The organism is Haladaptatus sp. HS23 (assembly GCF_056892285.1).
On record NZ_JBXGLH010000035.1, the window covers coordinates 1 to 16,868 of the forward strand.

Here is a 16,868-nt window from a genome sequence, read left to right on the forward strand (position 1 = left end):
TCCTTCAATGAGAAAATAAAAGGATTTAGATAATTTGAGATGCTAGCTAGACTCTCTTAGTTCTGCTTAGTGCAAAATGGAGCAGTAGATTGATCGATCTCGACTCGCAAACACTGTCTTCTTGTCACTTGGCATGCTTGCGATGGGAACAGTCATTTTCGCACTCTCTCCGTTCGCAGGAGCCTTCCCGTAAGAGAATCAGACCCGAATCAAGTCCTATTTTTGATGGCTACTCTGGCGTCACGATATCGTGCATGAATTGGTGATATTCTTCGACCGCCCAATCACCCCTCCCGACGGTCGCATACGCATTCCGTCGCTTATCGCTCGCTTTCGTCTGTTTTGAGATCAGTCCTTTCTCCACAAGGCGATCGAGGCCAGGATATAATCGACCGTGATTGATCGGCTCAGGATAGATGTCTTCCAACGCCTCCTGCAGATCGACGCCCTCAGCGGGCCCTAACCGGTAGATAAGACACAAGAGGTGTGCCTGAAAGGCGGTGAGATCAGTCGGGAGATTATAGGATGCGAAATCAAGACCGGATTTGCTCTCGTGTGTGTCAGCAGAGGCGCCTTGGTCGGATTCTGAATTAGTCATACTGGAGTGACTAATCATCAATACTTAAAATCTACTATTACTACGACAGCAAAATGGTGCTAGCTGAGTAGAAGAGTTGGTTCTCAACACTCACTATTTATGGAAAGAGAAGCGTATTGGTTGCTTTGATCCACTGAGAAAACCTTCGGTGTGAGTCGGAATTACTTCACAGTGCTTTGTGGAATCCAATTGATATTCATAGAGACTAATACTTCTAACAGGGGAGAATCCTGAACGAACTGATACACACGACTTTCATTTCGACAACGGGGAGTGAGACTCGAATATCTTAGAGAACTAAGATGGTGCACATAAGTGGATCAATTTTTGCGGAAAGAAAGTGGTTTGCGTCTCATTGCATTACGGTGAGCTATGGTGGCTGTGTGGGCGCAGTGGGAGCACATCACGAAGGTCGACCCCGATAAAGCACTCCACGACGGGGATACTTACGCTGGCATTGCTGACACGGGGACCGACGCAATCATCATCGGTGGCACCACGAACGTCACGGAAGCACGCGTGCAACCGATTCTCGATGCACTCGCTTCTACCGAGATTCCCATTTTTGTCGAACCGACCTACCGCCCGTCGTCATCCCATATCGAGGGACTCACTGGCTATTTGCTGCCGATCGTTCTGAATGCCGATGATACCATGTGGATCACAGGAGCCCACCACGAATGGGTTCGCTCTTCGAATCTTGAGTGGGAGTTCGTGCATCCAGAAGCCTATATTATCCTCAATCCAGCGTCGGCAGTCGCCACGTACACGCGAGCGGACTGCGATCTTGAGACCGACGACGTCGTTGCCTATGCTGAACTCGCCGAACAGATCCTCGGCCAGCAGATCGTTTATCTCGAGTATTCTGGCACCTTTGGTGATCCAGCAGTTGTGGCTGCCGTACATGATGCACTCTCATCTGCACAACTCTTCTATGGTGGCGGCATTCACGACTATGATTCGGCCTACGAGATGGCAAGTGTCGCTGATACGGTCATTGTCGGGGATGTACTCCATGACTCTGGTGTCGGGGCAGTCGAAGAGACGGTTCGTGGAGCAAAGGGTGCGAAGCACGAGTCATAATCCTGTGCTCTCCAATCGACGTGGTGAGTGTGTTGATCGAGAGTGTGTGCCTGCAACAGCTGTTTGAAGTTATTATATCATACTAACCAATATCGCCCACCGATTTAACGACGTTCGGGCACCACCACTTGATATGAGCGAGAATGCCGCAATCGTCGCTCGGATAATCGAGCATAACACGGGCGGGCAGAACCGTCCGACAATTGATCGCGATCACATCGGTGTGGTTGCAACCCAGCATGGTCGCTTTGACGGCGATATTGATGATTCGATAGCCGAGGCCCTTGCTGAAGGATATATCGAAGAGCAGGACGGTGAGTACGTCGCGACTGAGAAAGTCTGGAATCTCGTTCCCGGTACTACTCGCTAACTAGCCGGAAAATCGGTGATTCAAAACATCCAGTAAGTCGGGATGCATTCGATCGGATGCCAAGGACCGTTTCGGCTGAACCCTGCCACCGAAGAGGGTTCGTAAATCGCAACGCCCTGCCGCTCTTAGATTGCGTCTAACCGCTCGGTGAACGACGACGAGTCCTTATTCGCACGGTTCAACTCGGCCAGGGGGGTATCATCGCTATCGCGACGGACGACGACGTCCCGCGGCGTCGCAGCGTCTTCGGGAACAATGAGGATCTCGTAATCACCGGCAGACCACTCGCCGGGAATCACAGGCTTCGTGATACACCCCGTTCCATCCCCGTCGAGCCGCCGTTCAGGGTAGGCACTGGCGTCCGAGAAGATGTCACCTCGTGAGTCAAAGCGGGCATAGACACGCCCGTCCTGGTCTTCGAGGACATACTGGTCGTCGCGTTCGCGCCAGACCGTCTCTTCCATCCCGTCTGGTCGGGGGAACGTCGTCCCGTTGATCCGTACCGGATGTCCCGAGTGATTGTAGAACGACCCGTCTTTTGCCGTGAACGGTGGGTCGGTGAGCGTTCCTTCGACGGTATCCGCCGTCTTCTCCCGGCACAAGAACACGCACTTCTGGCCGTTCGCGACGGCTTTCCCGAGGTTGACGAGTGTCTGGGAGGGTTGCGTTTTCCCGGTCGATGACTCAGATTCGAGAGCGACGTCCGCCCCGTCAGTGAGTTCGAAGAGGACGGGATAGTTGTCTTCGAGCTGTGCACGCACTTTGTCGGCGTTCCGAAGTGAGACGGTCGTCTCAAACGGTACCTTTGCGATGCCATCGGCGGCTTCCTCTCCCGTCTGGATAGGGAGCCGGACGTCCAACCCGGCACGGGTGAGCGGGTCGTAGGCGTCTTTCAGGAGTTCGCGATGGTTTCCCTTGCCCGACGTCGAGGACACACCCGTCGCGAGGAAGAACGCCCGGCCTTCCGGCGTGCACTTGAGGTACATATCCCCGTCGCGTTCGCTTCGGTCTAATCGCGTGTCGGGGATGTAGTCGACCATCCCCCAGAACTGGGTACCGCGAAGGGTGTCGAATCCCATCCAGTCTTTCGCCTGTTCCCAGACGCGTTCATCGCGGACGTAGCCATCCGTGTTCTCGTCGTCGGTGAGTGCAACGTCATAGGCGGCTTTGAGGATTAGCGTCTCGCGTTCTTCCGTAAGTTCGTAGTCATCGTCAGTCCCATCGTAGTCGTAGAATTTGGAATCGCGTTTCTGATCCTCGCTCGTCCGGCGGTCACCACCGTACTGTTCGAGCGACCGTTCGATGAGCGCCTCTCTGTCCTCGGTTGTCCAAGCAACGTCCTCCACTTCGTCAATCGGGGGGAAGGTTCCAACCTTGTAGGTCTTCGTCGGTTCACCGTGCTCGTTGTCCGTTCGCATATAGAGCTGGTACTTCCCGAGGTTGGCCAAGTCCTGTTGTCCGATATCCTCACTGTGGCGTTTCGCCATGAGACGCGCCTCTCCTGGTCGCTGTGGGTTGAAATTGAGAATCGTCCCACACTGGCCGAGAATCGCGTTCTGGATCTGCTCTTTGCCGTCCAACTGATTCGAAAGGTCCTGACAAGCGCCGATAATCGAGAGGTTCTTCGATCGTGCCAGCGACAGAATGCGGGCGATATTCGAGTTGGCCGAGATGATTTTGTCGAACTCGTCGAGAATGGAGTAGAACATCGGGGGCTTCTCACCCATCCGTGATTGTTCACGAACGGCCACCCAGATACGACGGATCAACGCAGTTGCGACCATCGTCCCCACCGTCTCGGAGGTCGTGTTATCCTCGACGACAATGATTTTCCCATCACGAATCGCGTCTTCGACGGAGAACGTGGATTTCGGATAGGACACGAGTTCGCGGGTAATCGGGTTCTCGATCCACTGTTGCAAGCGTCCAACCAGGGGTTCGAGGTCCGAATCCTCCATATCAGCGAGTTGCTCACGGGCGTACTCGACAATCCAGTCAATCCGTTCGTCCTCAAGCATCTGGGCGTACTGCTCGCGGCGCTCCTGACTGACCAGGGCGAAGTACATGTCGAGGAGCGTGCAATCATAGCCCGCTTTCGCCATGCCCCGAACCATGTTCCGGACGACGCGCTTCATCCGCGGTCCCCAGTAGTCCTCCTCACCACCAGCAAGGGAGATGAGCGCTTCTAGGTCGTCAGCAAGGGCTTCGACCGCCTCTTTGTATGCGGGCGTGTCCGGGTCGGCACTCGACGGCACTTCGAGGAAGTTGAACCCGACTTGTTTGTCGCGGTTCCCCCCGAGTTCGATATAGATTACGTCGTCCTCGCGCCCCTCGGGAATGAGTGAAACGACGTCTTCTGCATCGTCACCCTTCGGATCGTAGAACATCCCACCGACACCCCGGTCCATCATCTGCCGGAAGAGATTCTTTAGCAGGGTGGTTTTCCCGTATCCTGTCGACCCGGGAACGAACACGTGGCGCTTGAACACGTCTTCGTGGATGCCTGCCTCGGTCCCTTTCCGTGCTCCCGTTCCAATCCAGTACGGCTTTCCGGGGGCGCTCGCGTCGAACATCGCGACCTGTCGTTCGAGTGGTGCGGCCGTCTCATCCAGCCCCGCACGGGCGAAGTCAAAGCGTGGCGTCCCGATCGGGACTGGAATCCCCGCCCGCGACTCGGAGTAATCGATGTGTGGGTTGTTGACGTCGCCGGAGAGATGGACGACACCCGCCAGTTCCGATGCTGTGCATTTCATCGATGTGTAGTCCTCGAACGACCGGCTGGCCGTCGCCGATAGGAACGAATGCATGTCGCTCCGAGCGGACTTGAACGTGGTATTCCCGACTGGCGTACCGTAGAATCCCTGTCGGTTGTGGCTCTCATAGAACTCATCGAGCGCATGCACGACTGAGTGAACCCGGCCTTCGGCTGTCTCTTTCGTGCTCGAGGCCGCCACAACACGAATCTCAATCTCATACATCGACTCATTCTGCTGGTTCTCGATGATGTCCGCGGCCTGTTTCTCGACGTCCGTCGCGGGGTAATCGGTCAGGAAGCGGGTGTTCGGCGCTCGCATTCGGTCGGCGACCTTCGCCATCTTCCCACGATATCTGAATCCCTGCTGGGAGGGTCGAAAGACGACCTGCAGCATGACATCGGTACTTCCGCCCGTGACCTTCGTCAAAATGTTCTTGAACGGATCCCGGACGTTCTTCCGACCACCGTCTTCGTCACCGAATCCGTCGATGTCGATGTGCCGAATCGGGTACTCCGTACTCTTGAAGAAATGCATCCGCGCCCCTGCGACGTACTCGTCTTCGTCCCACGCCGGAAACGCCTCGGGGAGTTGCTCGACGGTTGAGTCGGGATAATCCTCGAACAACTGGTCGCGAAGGTTCTTTCCGATGATGCCACTCCCAGGGACGAATCGGAAGTCGAGGATCTCCTCATCGTACACGATCTCGAACGCGTGTGTCTCGGGAGTGCCTGCCGTCTCGTGCATCCCGTTGAGTAGGGTGATCGCCTCGCGAACCCCACCCTCACCGCGGTACGGACGAACCTTATAGACGGGTTTGTCGAGTTGCTCGCTCTCGCGTTGGATGATACCACGTTCTTTCTCCCCGAGTTCGAACGCTTCAACGTCGCTAATCTTCTTTCGCTTGCGGTTCTGTCGGAGTCGCTCGGTGAGTTCGCTGATTTCGGTCGTCATTAGTCGGCCTCCATTGGTTTCGGGGCGAATGACTGTGGTTCGTCGCTGCTCTCTTCCTCGTCAGTCTCGTCGGTCCGTTCCGTGTTGTCCGTCTCACTGTTCTCCTGGTTGTCACTGACATCGTCGGCCAGCTTCTGTGCGAGATAGTCGTCAAAATCGCCGTCGTCGGACTCACGGTAGTCGAGGATGGCCTTCGCGTAGTCACTCACGCGCTTGCGCACCCGATACACGTCGCCGTCCACGTCAACGAGACACTCGCTGTAGGTCGTCCGCTTATCGTCACCTGCGGCCAACCCACCAGCGAGCTGTCCGGCCTGCATGTCCGTGAGCCCGAACGGTTCGGGGTCAGACAACCCCATTTTCCCGAAGTTCTGCCACCCCGAGATGGCACACTGTTTGGCGATTCGCTTGGCGGCGTCCTCGTTGAAGTCATCGTCTGCTTGGCTGACAAAGTCGAACATCAACCCAGCATTCCGACCGGCGCGAACCATCGACTCAAGACGGCCAGCCTGTGCCGCTTCCCGAAAGAGATCGTGCGCTTCGTCGATGACGACATCCACGTAGTTGTTCGTCTGTTTCGCCACTTCCGGGGCGATGGAGAGGATGTAAGCCATCGCCATCCCCTTCTCGACCGCGGGTTTCCCCTCGAATTTCTGCATATCGAAGTACAGCACGCGTGAGGAGAGGTCAACGTCTGACTCGCCGCTCATCCATTCGAACGCGGCGTCGGGTTCGTCGTCGGGTGTCGGCTTGAACGGTCGAAGCGCTGTGAGCAGCGTCCCCGCGTGCTCGATCATGTCCTCAACTTCGACGTCCGTTCCTTCCGTCGTGTAGTCCTCTGGGTTGTTCGCCGCGTCACCAAGCACGCTGAAGAAGTCAACCATCGTGGGCGACTTCGCTTTCGAATGCGTCTTTGGATCATCGGTGATGCCCGCGTTCGAGTATGTTTTCCGAATCAGGTCGACGAGTGTCGCACGGAGTTTCTCGGGATCCGTCGCGTTCTCCTGCAGGTACAGGTAGAACATATCGGCGATGAGGTTGATCTTCGAGGAAAGGTCGGCCGTGAAGCCCTCCCCGTGTTCGCCGGGAGCACGGACTTCGAACGGGTTAATCTTTGTCTCTCCAACCGTGACCTTCCCACCATCGAACGTCTCAACCACGCCATCGAACCCGCGGGCAATATCGACGATAATCGTCCGGAGGTTGCGCTTCCGAAGCATATCGGCGATGAGCAAGTCCTTAATGTTGAACGACTTGCCGGATCCCGACCGACCGACCCAGAAGCGATGCGGGACGGAGAGCGTCCGGCGGTCGACCTGCAGCAAGCCGAGTGGTGCACCGGACCGTGCAAGTGCCATCCCATAGATCGTTCCTGACTCGTGGGTCTGATAGCCGCCTGCCATCGGGAACATGGCTCCCAGGGTGTCGGAAGGCATCTCGAACCGCGTGTCGTTCTGCGAGGCATCGCCGAACGCGTCCCCGGGCGTTGGACTCGTGGTTTTCATCGCGGCGAGCTGGCGGTCGTCCGCTTCGGTCGCGACAATATCGTTCGGCCCAAGGAACTCTGTCTTGACGTGCTTGCGAATCTTGAGTGCTTTTTCTCGGGTGTCTGCCCGCACGGTGACGACCATCGACACCTCCGAGCACTCAACACCGTTATCCCGCATGTGATCTCGGAGAATGATCTTCTGTGTGGCGGCGACATCCGCGTCGTCGGCTTTTGCTTGCTTCCCTTCTTTCTCAATCCCCATCGCCGAGAGCCATTCCTGGTCAGTGGCGAGTTCGTCCATCTTGTCGCGGTAGTTCGTTGCGTGGACGTAGAGCGACGCGTCGAGTCGGACACCCGGAACGGTGAGAGCGTCCGATAGAAAACCCGGAGAGGGCGATGACGGCCAGCCGACAACCCACAGGCTGCTCGTGTAAAAGTCATCGTTGACACCCACGCTATTGACCTGCTCGTCGACGTTTGCCGGACCATAGATGGCACGCTCACGCGCGCTCGAGGACGTCTGTTGTGTGAGCCAGTCGCGGACCGGTTGGAGTTTCTCTTGCCATCCGTTCTGGTTGTCAGCGTCCGTCTCGTCGCTCTCGTTGGGTTCGTCACTCACGTATGCAGTATCCGGTATCGGTGCGTCAGATGTGACCTCGGAGTAGCTGAACGCCGTCTGTTCGTCTAACCAGAACTGTCGGAGGTAGGCCACACTCTCATCAGCAGAGAGGCGCGTCCCGTTCGACACACTCGAAACGGCTTTCTGTACCGTCTCAACCCGGCGATCGAGTGCGACGGCTTGGTTGTCCTTCGTCGTATCTCCTGACGTGAAGACACTGGATCCAAAGAGATCGGCGAGTTGTGCGATGTATCCCGAATCGGCGGTCGGCGTGTCGACTTCGTGTGGGGCAATCCAGACGACGATCGTGCACGTCCGTTCCATCATCCCCGACGTCGCCAGCCACTCGACGTAGTGCTCCGCTTGTGCGCTCGCATAGTCACGCGCCGCCTGGGGAAGCGTCTCGTCAAAGGCCGCTTCGTCGAGGGCGTCCGTCTGTGAGATATCACGCGGGGGCGTCTGTGGGAGGTGAATCTTCACGTCGAAGCCGTCCGATTCGGCTTGTGCGATGTGTTTGTTGATGCCGTTCGCGAGGCTTGCAGCGTCAAGGATCCACTCCGCTCGATCGTGTTCCGAAACGTTCTGCAGGTCGACCGTGACGTGCGTGAAAAGCGTCCCATCGTCCGTTTCGAGAGCGTCATATTCGGGGTGCACGTCCGTCACACCAGGGACGTCCGCCGCGTCCGGGCCCACAAGCGGCATTCGGAATCTCGATCGAAGGTAATCGAACTTTTTCGAGATCGTCTCGAGCGGTGTCGCGTACCACGGCGTCTTTTTGACAGCGAAGTACAACCCGCCCGCCAGTCCCCCCACCGAGATGAAAAACCACATCACCGGCACCGAGACGTATGTGAGTTCGATGTACGCGAGGAGAGCGGTCGGGAGGACGACGAGGGCTAGCTCCCCGATGGAAAGCCCGAGTACTGTCGCAAAGACGCTCCCGGTCGTTTCCTGTGGGATAATTGTTTCAAGGCCGATACGGCCGCCGGAATCGCTGTTGTCGTCACTCATGAGTTAATCCTGCAATTTGTTTCGGATTTCGTTCAGTCGGTCCTGCCGGAGTTGTTCTAATTCATCGTTCTCCGGGAAATGGCGCTCAAGTCCATGCTGGATTTCGCCACCAGTTTCAGGGTCGATGCTACTGCCGCCACGAATGTTCTGAATCCGTTGGTTGATCGGCTGGGTGTACGTCTGGAAGGTCTGGCGTCCCGCCTGTCCCGTCGCGTAGCCAGTGCCACCATCTCCAACAGGATCGGCACCACGCAACCCGCGATGGGTGTCACGCACTCCAGTCACCGTCCGTTGTGTCGATTCCTTGAGTTCGCCCGCCCGCTCACGCTGGTTCGCATACGACTCTTTCATGCCGTCGGCGGTGGGTGCCGACCCAATAACTCCCACAGACGCGAGTGCTTGCCCGCCTTTCTGGTACATCACGTACGGCATCACGAGACAGGCGACAGCCGTCCCGAGCTGCATCGCGATGAGCTGCAACCCGCCAATGCCGTAGGTCTTGAAGATGTCTGTCGTCATCGGCGAGAAGCCCACTGATAGGGCGATCGAGACGGGGAGTGTAATCAGCGAGAGCATGAACCACAACTTCGTGAGGCCATCGCCGATCATCCCCAACCCACGGATAGGGAGTGCCTTCAGTGCAAAGAAAAACGGTATCCACGGGGTCAGCGCGGTGAGACCGATAAATCGCAGGCTTACCAACGAAATGATGACGAGGAAGACCCAGATATTCCAAAATCCGACAAAGAACATTCCGATTAGCAACACGCCTTTCAGACTGTTCGAGGCGATTGATGTTTGGGTGATGTCGGCGGTTATCCCGTGTCCGAGTGCGTTGGATACGTTCAACCAGAACCCGGCGAGTTGCCAGCCCCAGAAGGCCATCACCCAGGCAAGGATGAGATGTTTCGATCCCTGCCGCTCATACCGGGCGGGAAGGATACCGAACCCGCGTTTCCCAAGTGCGAGGTAAATTCCCGTCGCGAAAATACAAATGAAGAATGTCCAGGGTTGAGCGTTAGACTTCCAATCGTGGTACTTCTCGGGCCAGATCGTGTTGCCAGGATCCTGGTACCAGCCGCTTCCCCAATGCGGGGCGGGCGTGAACGTCATCATCTTCACGGCGATTCCCAAGAACGCGTCTATAAGCCAGAACAGCCCCTTGACAAAGTAGCTCAGAATGGCGAGGAAACCATCGAGGATGCTGTTGTAGAACATCCCGCCCCCGCCTTCAGTCATCTTCGTCGAGTTATTATAGACGCCAAGCGTCGAGTTGTTCGAGTTGTATTTCCCTGTCTTGTTCAAGTACTCCTGTCCGTAGGGGGTGACATTCGGTCGTGGCGATACTGTCTGGTTCGTCGTATTCGTCGAATTGTTCGTCCCCGTCGGGGCGCTCGTGCTCGTCGATTGGGCGACAGAACAGCCAACTGCGAGCACACTCACGAGGAGTATGCACGCGAGCACTCGGGACACAGTGTGATTGGTCATAGCGTAGGTGATGGGAGGAAGAGGATGGTCAGTAGGCCGTTCGTCGATAATTAGAACATGCAGCCGAGACCAACGTCGGAAAGCGAACTCCCAAACATCCCGAGTACCCACCCGGCGAGTTGCGGGAGTGCCGCGCCAGCGAACAACAAGCCGACAGCAACCCCGAGGGTTTTTCGCGAGCCTGCCTTGCCGTGACTCCCGCCACCGCGCGAGGAAATCATGGATTTTCCACCGACGAAAATTCCGGCGAGAACGAGGATACTTCGGAGTAGTTGCCCGCCTTGGTTGATCCCGTTCGACGCGTTCGGGACGTCGCAAGCCCCCGCTGCCGCCACGGGGTCAATAGCGATGAGCGCGATACCAGCGGTGATCGCTAGTGTTTGTGGGGTCGTGAATCGGTGCAAGAATTCGCCGAGACGGTCGATTGTTGGTTTCATTCGGGGCGACCTCATTCTCGAAGATAACCTGAGGATACTAATAGCTAACCCACAGTAGTCTATCAAAATATTAGCTATCATATGGTAATGATGGCTAACCTTTAGTAAGCTATCAATAGTGGAGGTAACCACGAAGATACTTATGGCTAACTCGGAAACACCTGACGAACGAATGATCACCTACCCGCTCGAGATACCCGATGATGAGGAAGACACGTGGCAAGATTGGAAACAAACCGTTCCCCGAAGTTACCCCAAAGTCGGCGATCGGCTCCAAGAATTCATCAAGAAAGACCTCGAATCGCGGTCAGAACACGGCGAAGGACTTTTAGAGCGGTTCGACGAATATGAATCCAACGAGACTGACGAATGAGATGAGTTCCACAAACCTCACGTTCGGCCAGAAAATCATTCAGACGATCAAGCGGTTCGCTCTAGGAGTGCCACTGCTCTTTCTCATCTTCGGCGTGTCTCGCCTCGTTATCGGGGACATGGCCGCGGCCGCTATGGCACTCATTGTCAGTTCCTTCGTCGTGAATATCTACTTCGCCTGAGCCTGCGCCTCGACTTCTGCTGCGAGTTCCTGCACCACTTCCTTGAGTTCCTCGACTCGGTCTTGTGCCGCCTTTGCTTCGGTCTTCGCGTCTTCGACGTCACTCCGGAGTGACTCGATATGCTGCTCAACAGCCGACGGAATCGGGCGAGCATCCGTCCGTGCTAACAAGTCCTCGACTGCCTCACGCCCGCGGTCGGTAAGAGAGAACACACGGGCGGGGATTCGATCACCCTGCTGCTCGTGAGCGACGACCTCGATCAAGTCCCACTCTTCGAGGATGTCGAGGTGATAATTCACGGAGTTGACGGTGTCAGTAAGCTCACGCTTCGGTGTCTCGGCGGGATGATTATCGTTAATCGCTAACAGGAGTTCGGCGCGGTTGCCACGGAGTTCGTCGATCAAAACATCCCATGACTTGGGTTCGTCCATACTCCCACTATCATGACGAACGTCAAAATTTTACCGGCAATTGCACATCAAATTCATCCTCCCGACAATAATAGAGGGGGAATTACCCGTGGGGGTGGAAGCGAAATTACAATGAGATCAGTGAGACACTGGGTCCTCCTGGCGACCAAGTCCCGATCTAGCGGTGACGGTTGAGAAGAGAATGCAAGCCGCCAGAAGAGAATGTCAGAGAGATGGAAAAATCATCGGCAGGGAAAATACCGAGCCAGTAACCAGCAAGAGGGCACCCCAGAATGTCACATTGGAAAATTCAGCTAGAAGGACGTGGATAGGGGCACCCCAACAGGCGGAGAGCTGGCAGAAAGACACAGTGGTCACGCCACACGAGAACGAGGTGAGTGTGGACAGAAGGACAGTCCAACTGAGAACACGAGGAGAAAAAAGAGCAGAGTAAGGACGTGGGACAGTCAGGCTATGGCAGCCCCAGCAGAAACAGAGAAAAACGAGACAGGGGACAGTCCAGCAGCGTGACCAGCAGAGCAAACAACGGAGTGCACCGACTGAAAACAGAACAACAACGGAGAAGGCAATACAAACTGAGAAGCGGCGGTGACCAAAGAGCAAAAGCGCTAGCGTTCAAGACAACACGACGGCCGTGAAAACCACAACAGGCGAGAAGCGATAAATCACGACCTGCACAGCACGGTCAGCGACGGCAAAGCCGACGGAGAAGAAGAGACTACACTGGAAATCCCGAGAAACATCGCGAGCAGCGGGACCCCCGGGCACCGAGTGACAACCACGAGAAGGAGCGCAGTGCGACCACACCGGGCAGTCATCGAGCATGAGGACGCTCGACAGTCCATCTCTGGCTGGGCAGCCCCGACAGAACGCTGTGCGTCTAGCGTTGGGGTGCCGACGAGCGACATACCTCCATCAACAGCTGTGAGCAGTGGCCGAGTGCAACAGCAGCACGGCCCATCTGGGTGCCGGTGTGGCGGCATGATCTGGGTGCCGACCCAAGCGAACCAGTGGGGTGCCAGTGTGTGCGACACACCAGAGTTTCAGTGAGCACAACAGCGCAAGGCAGACTGACGACAGCGGCCAGCACCGTACTCCAACACATTGGACTGTCCACGAGCAACTGGTCACCGTGCACACCAGCCAACACCCAACAGGAGACTGTCAGCATTGGCAGCAATACGGCCAGGATTCCAGCATGATCCGATGGGACTGTCTAAGACCATGTCAGGCGGGTGTGTGACGTATTTTTATAATGTAGTGACATGTAATTGTGTGATGTAATTTTCTACTTTCCAATCACAAAACTTATTCTGGTTGAATTGTATCCTAATGTCATGAATCGACGACAATTCTTAGGCGCGACAATGGTGACGAGTGGTATGGCACTTTCTGGTTGCATAGGTGAGTCAGAAGCAACGTCATTGAAGCAGGCACCGGAATCCGCTCTCAAGATGTCCGTGACAAAGGATACCGCGTCTGAGCAAGTAATGGAAGGTTCTGGGCATCTCGAAGAAGGTGAGTTTGCAGGGAACAATTTTTGGGCAAAAACCGGTTTCAGGCTTGAATGGGAACTTGAGGTTACAGAGGGTGGTCCGATTGACGTGTGGGTGATGACGCAAGACCAGCTAAAGCCGTTCAGAAAACAGGGAGAAGTATCCTACTTCCGTGGAGTGAGTAAATCAGAGGTAAAGTCTGGAAAGGCGTCTGGTGTAATGCAGCCAGATAAGGATATGATTATCTTCGAGAACTCGGGTGCCTTCAAGACTAAACCGAAGGGTCCAGTAGATTTTGACGCGACGATGCGCATGTCGTTTCAGTAAATCCTACTGACGAACTGATACAAACGAACATCTGTTCATTGGTAGTATAGGCTACTAACCAGCGTTGACTCTATATTCGAAGTAAAAGCGATAGAGATGACTCACGCAGTAGGGATCAGTTCGCGAAAATCCTCCTCGTATCTATTCCTTATCGCGAGAACTACTTAAACGAGAATCGGTCAGTGGCCGTCGGCCTCCTCGACGCGAATTGCACCACCGCACTTGCTACATCTGTACTGCTCGGGGTTACGTACCGTCTTCGAGCATCGGTACCGCGGAATCCGTCCGCCGCAGTCCTCGCAGATGAGCCACCACTTTGGCGTGGTGAAGCGTTCGCAATGTCGCGAGATGTCGAGGTGGTCTGTCCACCGGGTGAATGTTGTTCCGTGGTCTGCGTCACCGAACTCGTGGTACTGCCACGCGTGGATGAGTTCGTGCCGGACGGTGGAACTGAATTGCTCCCACCCGTGGTGTTCGTAGACCGTCCAGGTCAGCGAGATCGTGATCGCCTCTGTTGCAGGGTCGTACTTCGTGACGCCTGCCTGTCGTTGCGCTCGGTGTGAGACCTCCCAGTCGATTGCTTCTAGAACCCGTATTATCTCGGCTCAAGCACCGACTTGATAGTTTCTGGATCTTCCCAGAGTACAACATCCCCGTGTCGGGTATCGTATTCGAGATACTGGTGATCGGCGAGTTTCGGGAGATGGTTATGATGCAATAGCAGTTCCAGACGATCAACACTCTCGTAGGGGACATCATCGTCTGTCGCAGCTGCTTCTGCGATTTCAGACCGCGTTTGGACCTGCTGCTCAGTCAGGAGCGTAAGCACCTTTTTCCGAACGGGATGGGTGACGACACCGAGCGCGTTTGCGACGGTGATCCTCAGTTCATCAAATGGCCCATGAAGGACGAGTACGATCTCCTCTAGGAGATTCCCGAACGTAACTGCAAGTTCTCCAACCAGAGCGATGACCATGACTGGGAATGCGTTTGTCCAGTATTAAGCATTGGGATTAGATATAATCACGATTTCCCATACAAATATCTGGATACATAGTATTGTATCCCAAAGAATAGAAGATATGTGTTTAAAGAGTTACGTTTCAGTTCTGGATTCAGTATGCCGCTCGACGGTTCACAAGAAACGATAAGTGAACCTCACATCAGCAAACAACACCGGCTGTTTGCCTCACAGCAAGCCGCGACCCATAGACAACCAGTTTCGTCAGCGGTGACGTAGAAACCCCATCTCGAAAGGGTTAGAAATCTATTGCGAATCAAGCTGTCTCAGGTGCATCATTGGTCGCAGCGTTCACGCTTTCCGTGAGCGTTCGCTGGTCGGTGATCTCCGAGAATGTCAATTGGCGTGTCATGGATAAAAAAGGGCTGAAGCGGGGTTAGTTCGGCAGTTCTTTCCTCCCCGTTCGCACGCACGGCCAGCACGGGAAGCCACCGAGGCCGTCACAGTCACAGTCGTCTGGTTCGGTATCGTCGTCGTCCTCCGAGGGGAATGCGTCAAGCGTCCCGTCGTCTGTTGCGTTTTCGACGGCGGCCATGTGCTTGCAGAATGCGTTGCGGTGGACGTGATGCGGGCACGTGCAGGCCATCAGTTCGTGGGTCACGTCGTCGATGGAGACGGTGTACTGGTGGTCTACGGGGTTCTCATGGCTCTCATTGGTGACTTCGATCACTTTGGGCTTCGGCGTCGAAGGCAAATTATTCCACTGCAGGCGTTGCTATGCCGTCTCGTCAGTTTCACGGGCTGTGGATGGGTTTGTACTCATAGTCTTCTAACCGTGGTATTTGGAAAACCGGTGGATATGGAAGTTGCAACCCAATCAGAAATTTGTCTCCAATAGACAGATGCTTACTTCGTACAATTTAGTAGAAATATATTTCTTTGTCGAACTTTATGGAGTTACCCGTTCCATCTTCTATTTTTAGGGAGAGCCTTCGAGTAGTAAGGTGCGCAGAACAATAGAAGTGCTGCTCATATGAGTAAGTATGTCCACAGATGCAACTGTCCTAGATCAAGAATTCACCGACGTGATCGGCGCATTCTTCGAAGAAACAGACTCGGTACTCATCGTCAATCCCGCACCAGATGTTTTCCAAACGATAATGCTGACGGCAGCGTCGTTCGATGATGAGCTGCCTAATCTACAGGTGCTTGCCGACCCAAATGTACTGAAAACGGCACTAGAAGATTTCATTCTCGCAAGTCAGGTGGCCGATTTGATCGACCAAGGTTCACTCGAACTTCGGACAACCACTGACATTGCGCGAAGTTCGTTGCTCGTCAGCGATGACGCAATCGTAACTGTCGTAACGTTGGATGCTGGGTTGACGGGGCTGCGCTCAACAGACGACGAACTAGTCGAAAACGCACAGTCGGCATTTTTGGATGATTGGGAGGACGGTGATGCATTCACATTGCGAACACCATCACTCTCGCGTGTCCGAGAAACGCTTCGGGAGGAACTTGGAGATGAAGTCGAAGGCGATTTCATGATGGTTGTTGAATCAGCCGAGACGATTCCTGAAGAGGGCGGTGACCTAGATGAAGTGGCCCTCGCGTTATTGGTGGCGGCGAACAACGAGGTGCTGCTCTATGATATTAGTAAGTGGGGAGAGGACATTGGCCTCGCGAGTAAAGCGACCTTTTCACGGACCAAAACACAACTCGAGGATCGGGGCCTTATCGAGACGGAGAAAGTACCAATCGATGTTGGTCGGCCACGGCTTCGATTGCTCTTGGCACCAGGCGATCTTGAGGATGTTAACAGTCTTGCAGTATCCTCTTCGTGAGCGTTCGCTGGTCGGTTAGATCCGAGACCGTCAATTGGCGTGCCATGGATAAAAAAGACTGAAGCGGTGGTTAGTTCGGCAGTTCTTTCCGTCCCGTTCTCACGCACGGCCAGCACGGGAAGTCACCGAGGCCCTCACAGTCGCAGTCTTCCGGTTCAGTATCGTCGTCGTCCTCGGAGGGGAATACATTGAGCGCCCCGTCGTCGGTCACGTTCTTGACGGCGGCCATGTGTTTGCAGAAGGCGTTACGATGGATGTGATGCGGACCGGTGCAGGCCATCAGTTCTTTCGTGACGTCGTCGATATTGTTTACGCGAGATCAGTCAAACCACGTTCACAGCAAAAATGCAAATACCGGATAGGAGGCAACAACTGCTATAGTAGACATTAGAAGTAGTTGCTCACTGTTGGAAGAGATAGCTGGTCGAGAGCGGTATCAATCGCCGTGGT

At 55.2% G+C, this 16,868-nt stretch carries 17 protein-coding genes; 7 read left to right on the top strand and 10 right to left on the bottom strand.

Annotated features, from left to right (window positions below):
* Positions 1-229: 229 nt before the first annotated feature.
* Complete coding sequence (locus tag AC1XDK_RS30210) at positions 230-598, bottom strand: helix-turn-helix transcriptional regulator (RefSeq protein ID WP_483353733.1); 369 nt, start codon at positions 596-598, stop codon at positions 230-232.
* A 372-nt stretch (positions 599-970) separates the two neighbouring features.
* Here AC1XDK_RS30210 and AC1XDK_RS30215 point away from each other — a divergent pair, with 372 nt between their 5' ends.
* A complete protein-coding gene (locus AC1XDK_RS30215) occupies positions 971-1,681 on the top strand; it encodes a phosphoglycerol geranylgeranyltransferase (RefSeq protein WP_483353734.1) in 711 nt (236 codons plus the stop codon).
* A 133-nt stretch (positions 1,682-1,814) separates the two neighbouring features.
* A complete protein-coding gene (locus AC1XDK_RS30220; protein ID WP_483353735.1) occupies positions 1,815-2,051 on the top strand; it encodes a hypothetical protein in 237 nt (78 codons plus the stop codon).
* 125 nt (positions 2,052-2,176) lie between these two features.
* Here AC1XDK_RS30220 and AC1XDK_RS30225 read toward each other — a convergent pair whose 3' ends face one another.
* From AC1XDK_RS30225 to AC1XDK_RS30240, 4 genes are read right to left on the bottom strand one after another with little or no spacing between them, the layout of a single operon-like run.
* Positions 2,177-5,758, bottom strand: coding sequence for a type IV secretory system conjugative DNA transfer family protein (locus tag AC1XDK_RS30225; protein ID WP_483353736.1), 3,582 nt, complete (start codon positions 5,756-5,758; stop codon positions 2,177-2,179).
* Entirely contained in the window at positions 5,758-8,877 is a 3,120-nt protein-coding gene (locus AC1XDK_RS30230) for a VirB4 family type IV secretion system protein (RefSeq protein WP_483353737.1), read from the bottom strand. The genes AC1XDK_RS30225 and AC1XDK_RS30230 overlap by 1 nt, the downstream gene beginning before the upstream one ends.
* Before the next feature lie 3 nt (positions 8,878-8,880).
* The gene (locus AC1XDK_RS30235; RefSeq protein WP_483353738.1) at positions 8,881-10,365 is read right to left on the bottom strand and encodes a TrbL/VirB6 family protein; all 1,485 of its coding nucleotides are present in this window, start codon (positions 10,363-10,365) and stop codon (positions 8,881-8,883) included.
* Positions 10,366-10,415: 50 nt separating this feature from the next.
* The gene (locus AC1XDK_RS30240) at positions 10,416-10,802 is read right to left on the bottom strand and encodes a hypothetical protein (protein ID WP_483353739.1); all 387 of its coding nucleotides are present in this window, start codon (positions 10,800-10,802) and stop codon (positions 10,416-10,418) included.
* Between the two features lie 142 nt (positions 10,803-10,944).
* Here AC1XDK_RS30240 and AC1XDK_RS30245 point away from each other — a divergent pair, with 142 nt between their 5' ends.
* Both AC1XDK_RS30245 and AC1XDK_RS30250 read left to right on the top strand, forming a co-directional pair.
* A complete protein-coding gene (locus AC1XDK_RS30245; protein ID WP_483353740.1) occupies positions 10,945-11,175 on the top strand; it encodes a hypothetical protein in 231 nt (76 codons plus the stop codon).
* A 1-nt stretch (position 11,176) separates the two neighbouring features.
* Positions 11,177-11,356: a hypothetical protein gene (locus AC1XDK_RS30250; RefSeq protein WP_483353741.1), complete on the top strand. Its 180-nt coding sequence runs from the start codon at positions 11,177-11,179 to the stop codon at positions 11,354-11,356.
* On the opposite strand, the gene AC1XDK_RS30255 is transcribed toward AC1XDK_RS30250, so the two are convergent.
* Positions 11,344-11,787: a helix-turn-helix domain-containing protein gene (locus AC1XDK_RS30255; protein ID WP_483353742.1), complete on the bottom strand. Its 444-nt coding sequence runs from the start codon at positions 11,785-11,787 to the stop codon at positions 11,344-11,346. The genes AC1XDK_RS30250 and AC1XDK_RS30255 overlap by 13 nt on opposite strands.
* A 163-nt stretch (positions 11,788-11,950) precedes the next feature.
* Here AC1XDK_RS30255 and AC1XDK_RS30260 point away from each other — a divergent pair, with 163 nt between their 5' ends.
* Positions 11,951-12,220 (top strand): hypothetical protein, encoded by a 270-nt coding sequence (locus tag AC1XDK_RS30260; RefSeq protein ID WP_483353743.1) that lies wholly within the window; start codon positions 11,951-11,953, stop codon positions 12,218-12,220.
* A gap of 904 nt (positions 12,221-13,124) precedes the next feature.
* On the top strand, positions 13,125-13,610 hold the full coding sequence (locus AC1XDK_RS30265) for a hypothetical protein (RefSeq protein ID WP_483353744.1): 486 nt from the start codon (positions 13,125-13,127) through the stop codon (positions 13,608-13,610).
* A gap of 179 nt (positions 13,611-13,789) precedes the next feature.
* On the opposite strand, the gene AC1XDK_RS30270 is transcribed toward AC1XDK_RS30265, so the two are convergent.
* The 3 genes from AC1XDK_RS30270 to AC1XDK_RS30280 all read right to left on the bottom strand — a co-directional run bounded on the left by AC1XDK_RS30270 (position 13,790) and on the right by AC1XDK_RS30280 (position 15,301).
* Complete coding sequence (locus tag AC1XDK_RS30270; RefSeq protein ID WP_483353749.1) at positions 13,790-14,209, bottom strand: SprT-like domain-containing protein; 420 nt, start codon at positions 14,207-14,209, stop codon at positions 13,790-13,792.
* A complete protein-coding gene (locus tag AC1XDK_RS30275) occupies positions 14,206-14,586 on the bottom strand; it encodes a DUF7344 domain-containing protein (protein ID WP_483353745.1) in 381 nt (126 codons plus the stop codon). The genes AC1XDK_RS30270 and AC1XDK_RS30275 overlap by 4 nt, the downstream gene beginning before the upstream one ends.
* Before the next feature lie 421 nt (positions 14,587-15,007).
* The gene (locus AC1XDK_RS30280) at positions 15,008-15,301 is read right to left on the bottom strand and encodes an SWIM zinc finger family protein (RefSeq protein ID WP_483353746.1); all 294 of its coding nucleotides are present in this window, start codon (positions 15,299-15,301) and stop codon (positions 15,008-15,010) included.
* A gap of 313 nt (positions 15,302-15,614) precedes the next feature.
* On the opposite strand from AC1XDK_RS30280, the gene tbsP reads away from it, so the two are divergent.
* Positions 15,615-16,418 carry a transcriptional regulator TbsP gene (tbsP, locus tag AC1XDK_RS30285; protein WP_483353747.1) on the top strand — a complete coding sequence of 268 codons (804 nt, stop codon included), beginning with the start codon at positions 15,615-15,617 and terminating at the stop codon, positions 16,416-16,418.
* A 70-nt stretch (positions 16,419-16,488) separates the two neighbouring features.
* Here the strand turns inward: tbsP and AC1XDK_RS30290 are convergent, their stop codons facing one another.
* On the bottom strand, positions 16,489-16,698 hold the full coding sequence (locus tag AC1XDK_RS30290; RefSeq protein ID WP_483353748.1) for a hypothetical protein: 210 nt from the start codon (positions 16,696-16,698) through the stop codon (positions 16,489-16,491).
* Positions 16,699-16,868 lie beyond the last annotated feature (170 nt).

Coding starts and splice junctions, on each gene's coding strand:
- AC1XDK_RS30210 (WP_483353733.1), bottom strand. CDS start 598: ATGACTAATTCAGAATCCGACCAAGGCGCCTCTGCTGACACACACGAG.
- AC1XDK_RS30215 (WP_483353734.1), top strand. CDS start 971: ATGGTGGCTGTGTGGGCGCAGTGGGAGCACATCACGAAGGTCGACCCC.
- AC1XDK_RS30220 (WP_483353735.1), top strand. CDS start 1,815: ATGAGCGAGAATGCCGCAATCGTCGCTCGGATAATCGAGCATAACACG.
- AC1XDK_RS30225 (WP_483353736.1), bottom strand. CDS start 5,758: ATGACGACCGAAATCAGCGAACTCACCGAGCGACTCCGACAGAACCGC.
- AC1XDK_RS30230 (WP_483353737.1), bottom strand. CDS start 8,877: ATGAGTGACGACAACAGCGATTCCGGCGGCCGTATCGGCCTTGAAACA.
- AC1XDK_RS30235 (WP_483353738.1), bottom strand. CDS start 10,365: ATGACCAATCACACTGTGTCCCGAGTGCTCGCGTGCATACTCCTCGTG.
- AC1XDK_RS30240 (WP_483353739.1), bottom strand. CDS start 10,802: ATGAAACCAACAATCGACCGTCTCGGCGAATTCTTGCACCGATTCACG.
- AC1XDK_RS30245 (WP_483353740.1), top strand. CDS start 10,945: ATGGCTAACTCGGAAACACCTGACGAACGAATGATCACCTACCCGCTC.
- AC1XDK_RS30250 (WP_483353741.1), top strand. CDS start 11,177: ATGAGTTCCACAAACCTCACGTTCGGCCAGAAAATCATTCAGACGATC.
- AC1XDK_RS30255 (WP_483353742.1), bottom strand. CDS start 11,787: ATGGACGAACCCAAGTCATGGGATGTTTTGATCGACGAACTCCGTGGC.
- AC1XDK_RS30265 (WP_483353744.1), top strand. CDS start 13,125: ATGAATCGACGACAATTCTTAGGCGCGACAATGGTGACGAGTGGTATG.
- AC1XDK_RS30275 (WP_483353745.1), bottom strand. CDS start 14,586: ATGGTCATCGCTCTGGTTGGAGAACTTGCAGTTACGTTCGGGAATCTC.
- tbsP (WP_483353747.1), top strand. CDS start 15,615: ATGTCCACAGATGCAACTGTCCTAGATCAAGAATTCACCGACGTGATC.
- AC1XDK_RS30290 (WP_483353748.1), bottom strand. CDS start 16,698: ATGGCCTGCACCGGTCCGCATCACATCCATCGTAACGCCTTCTGCAAA.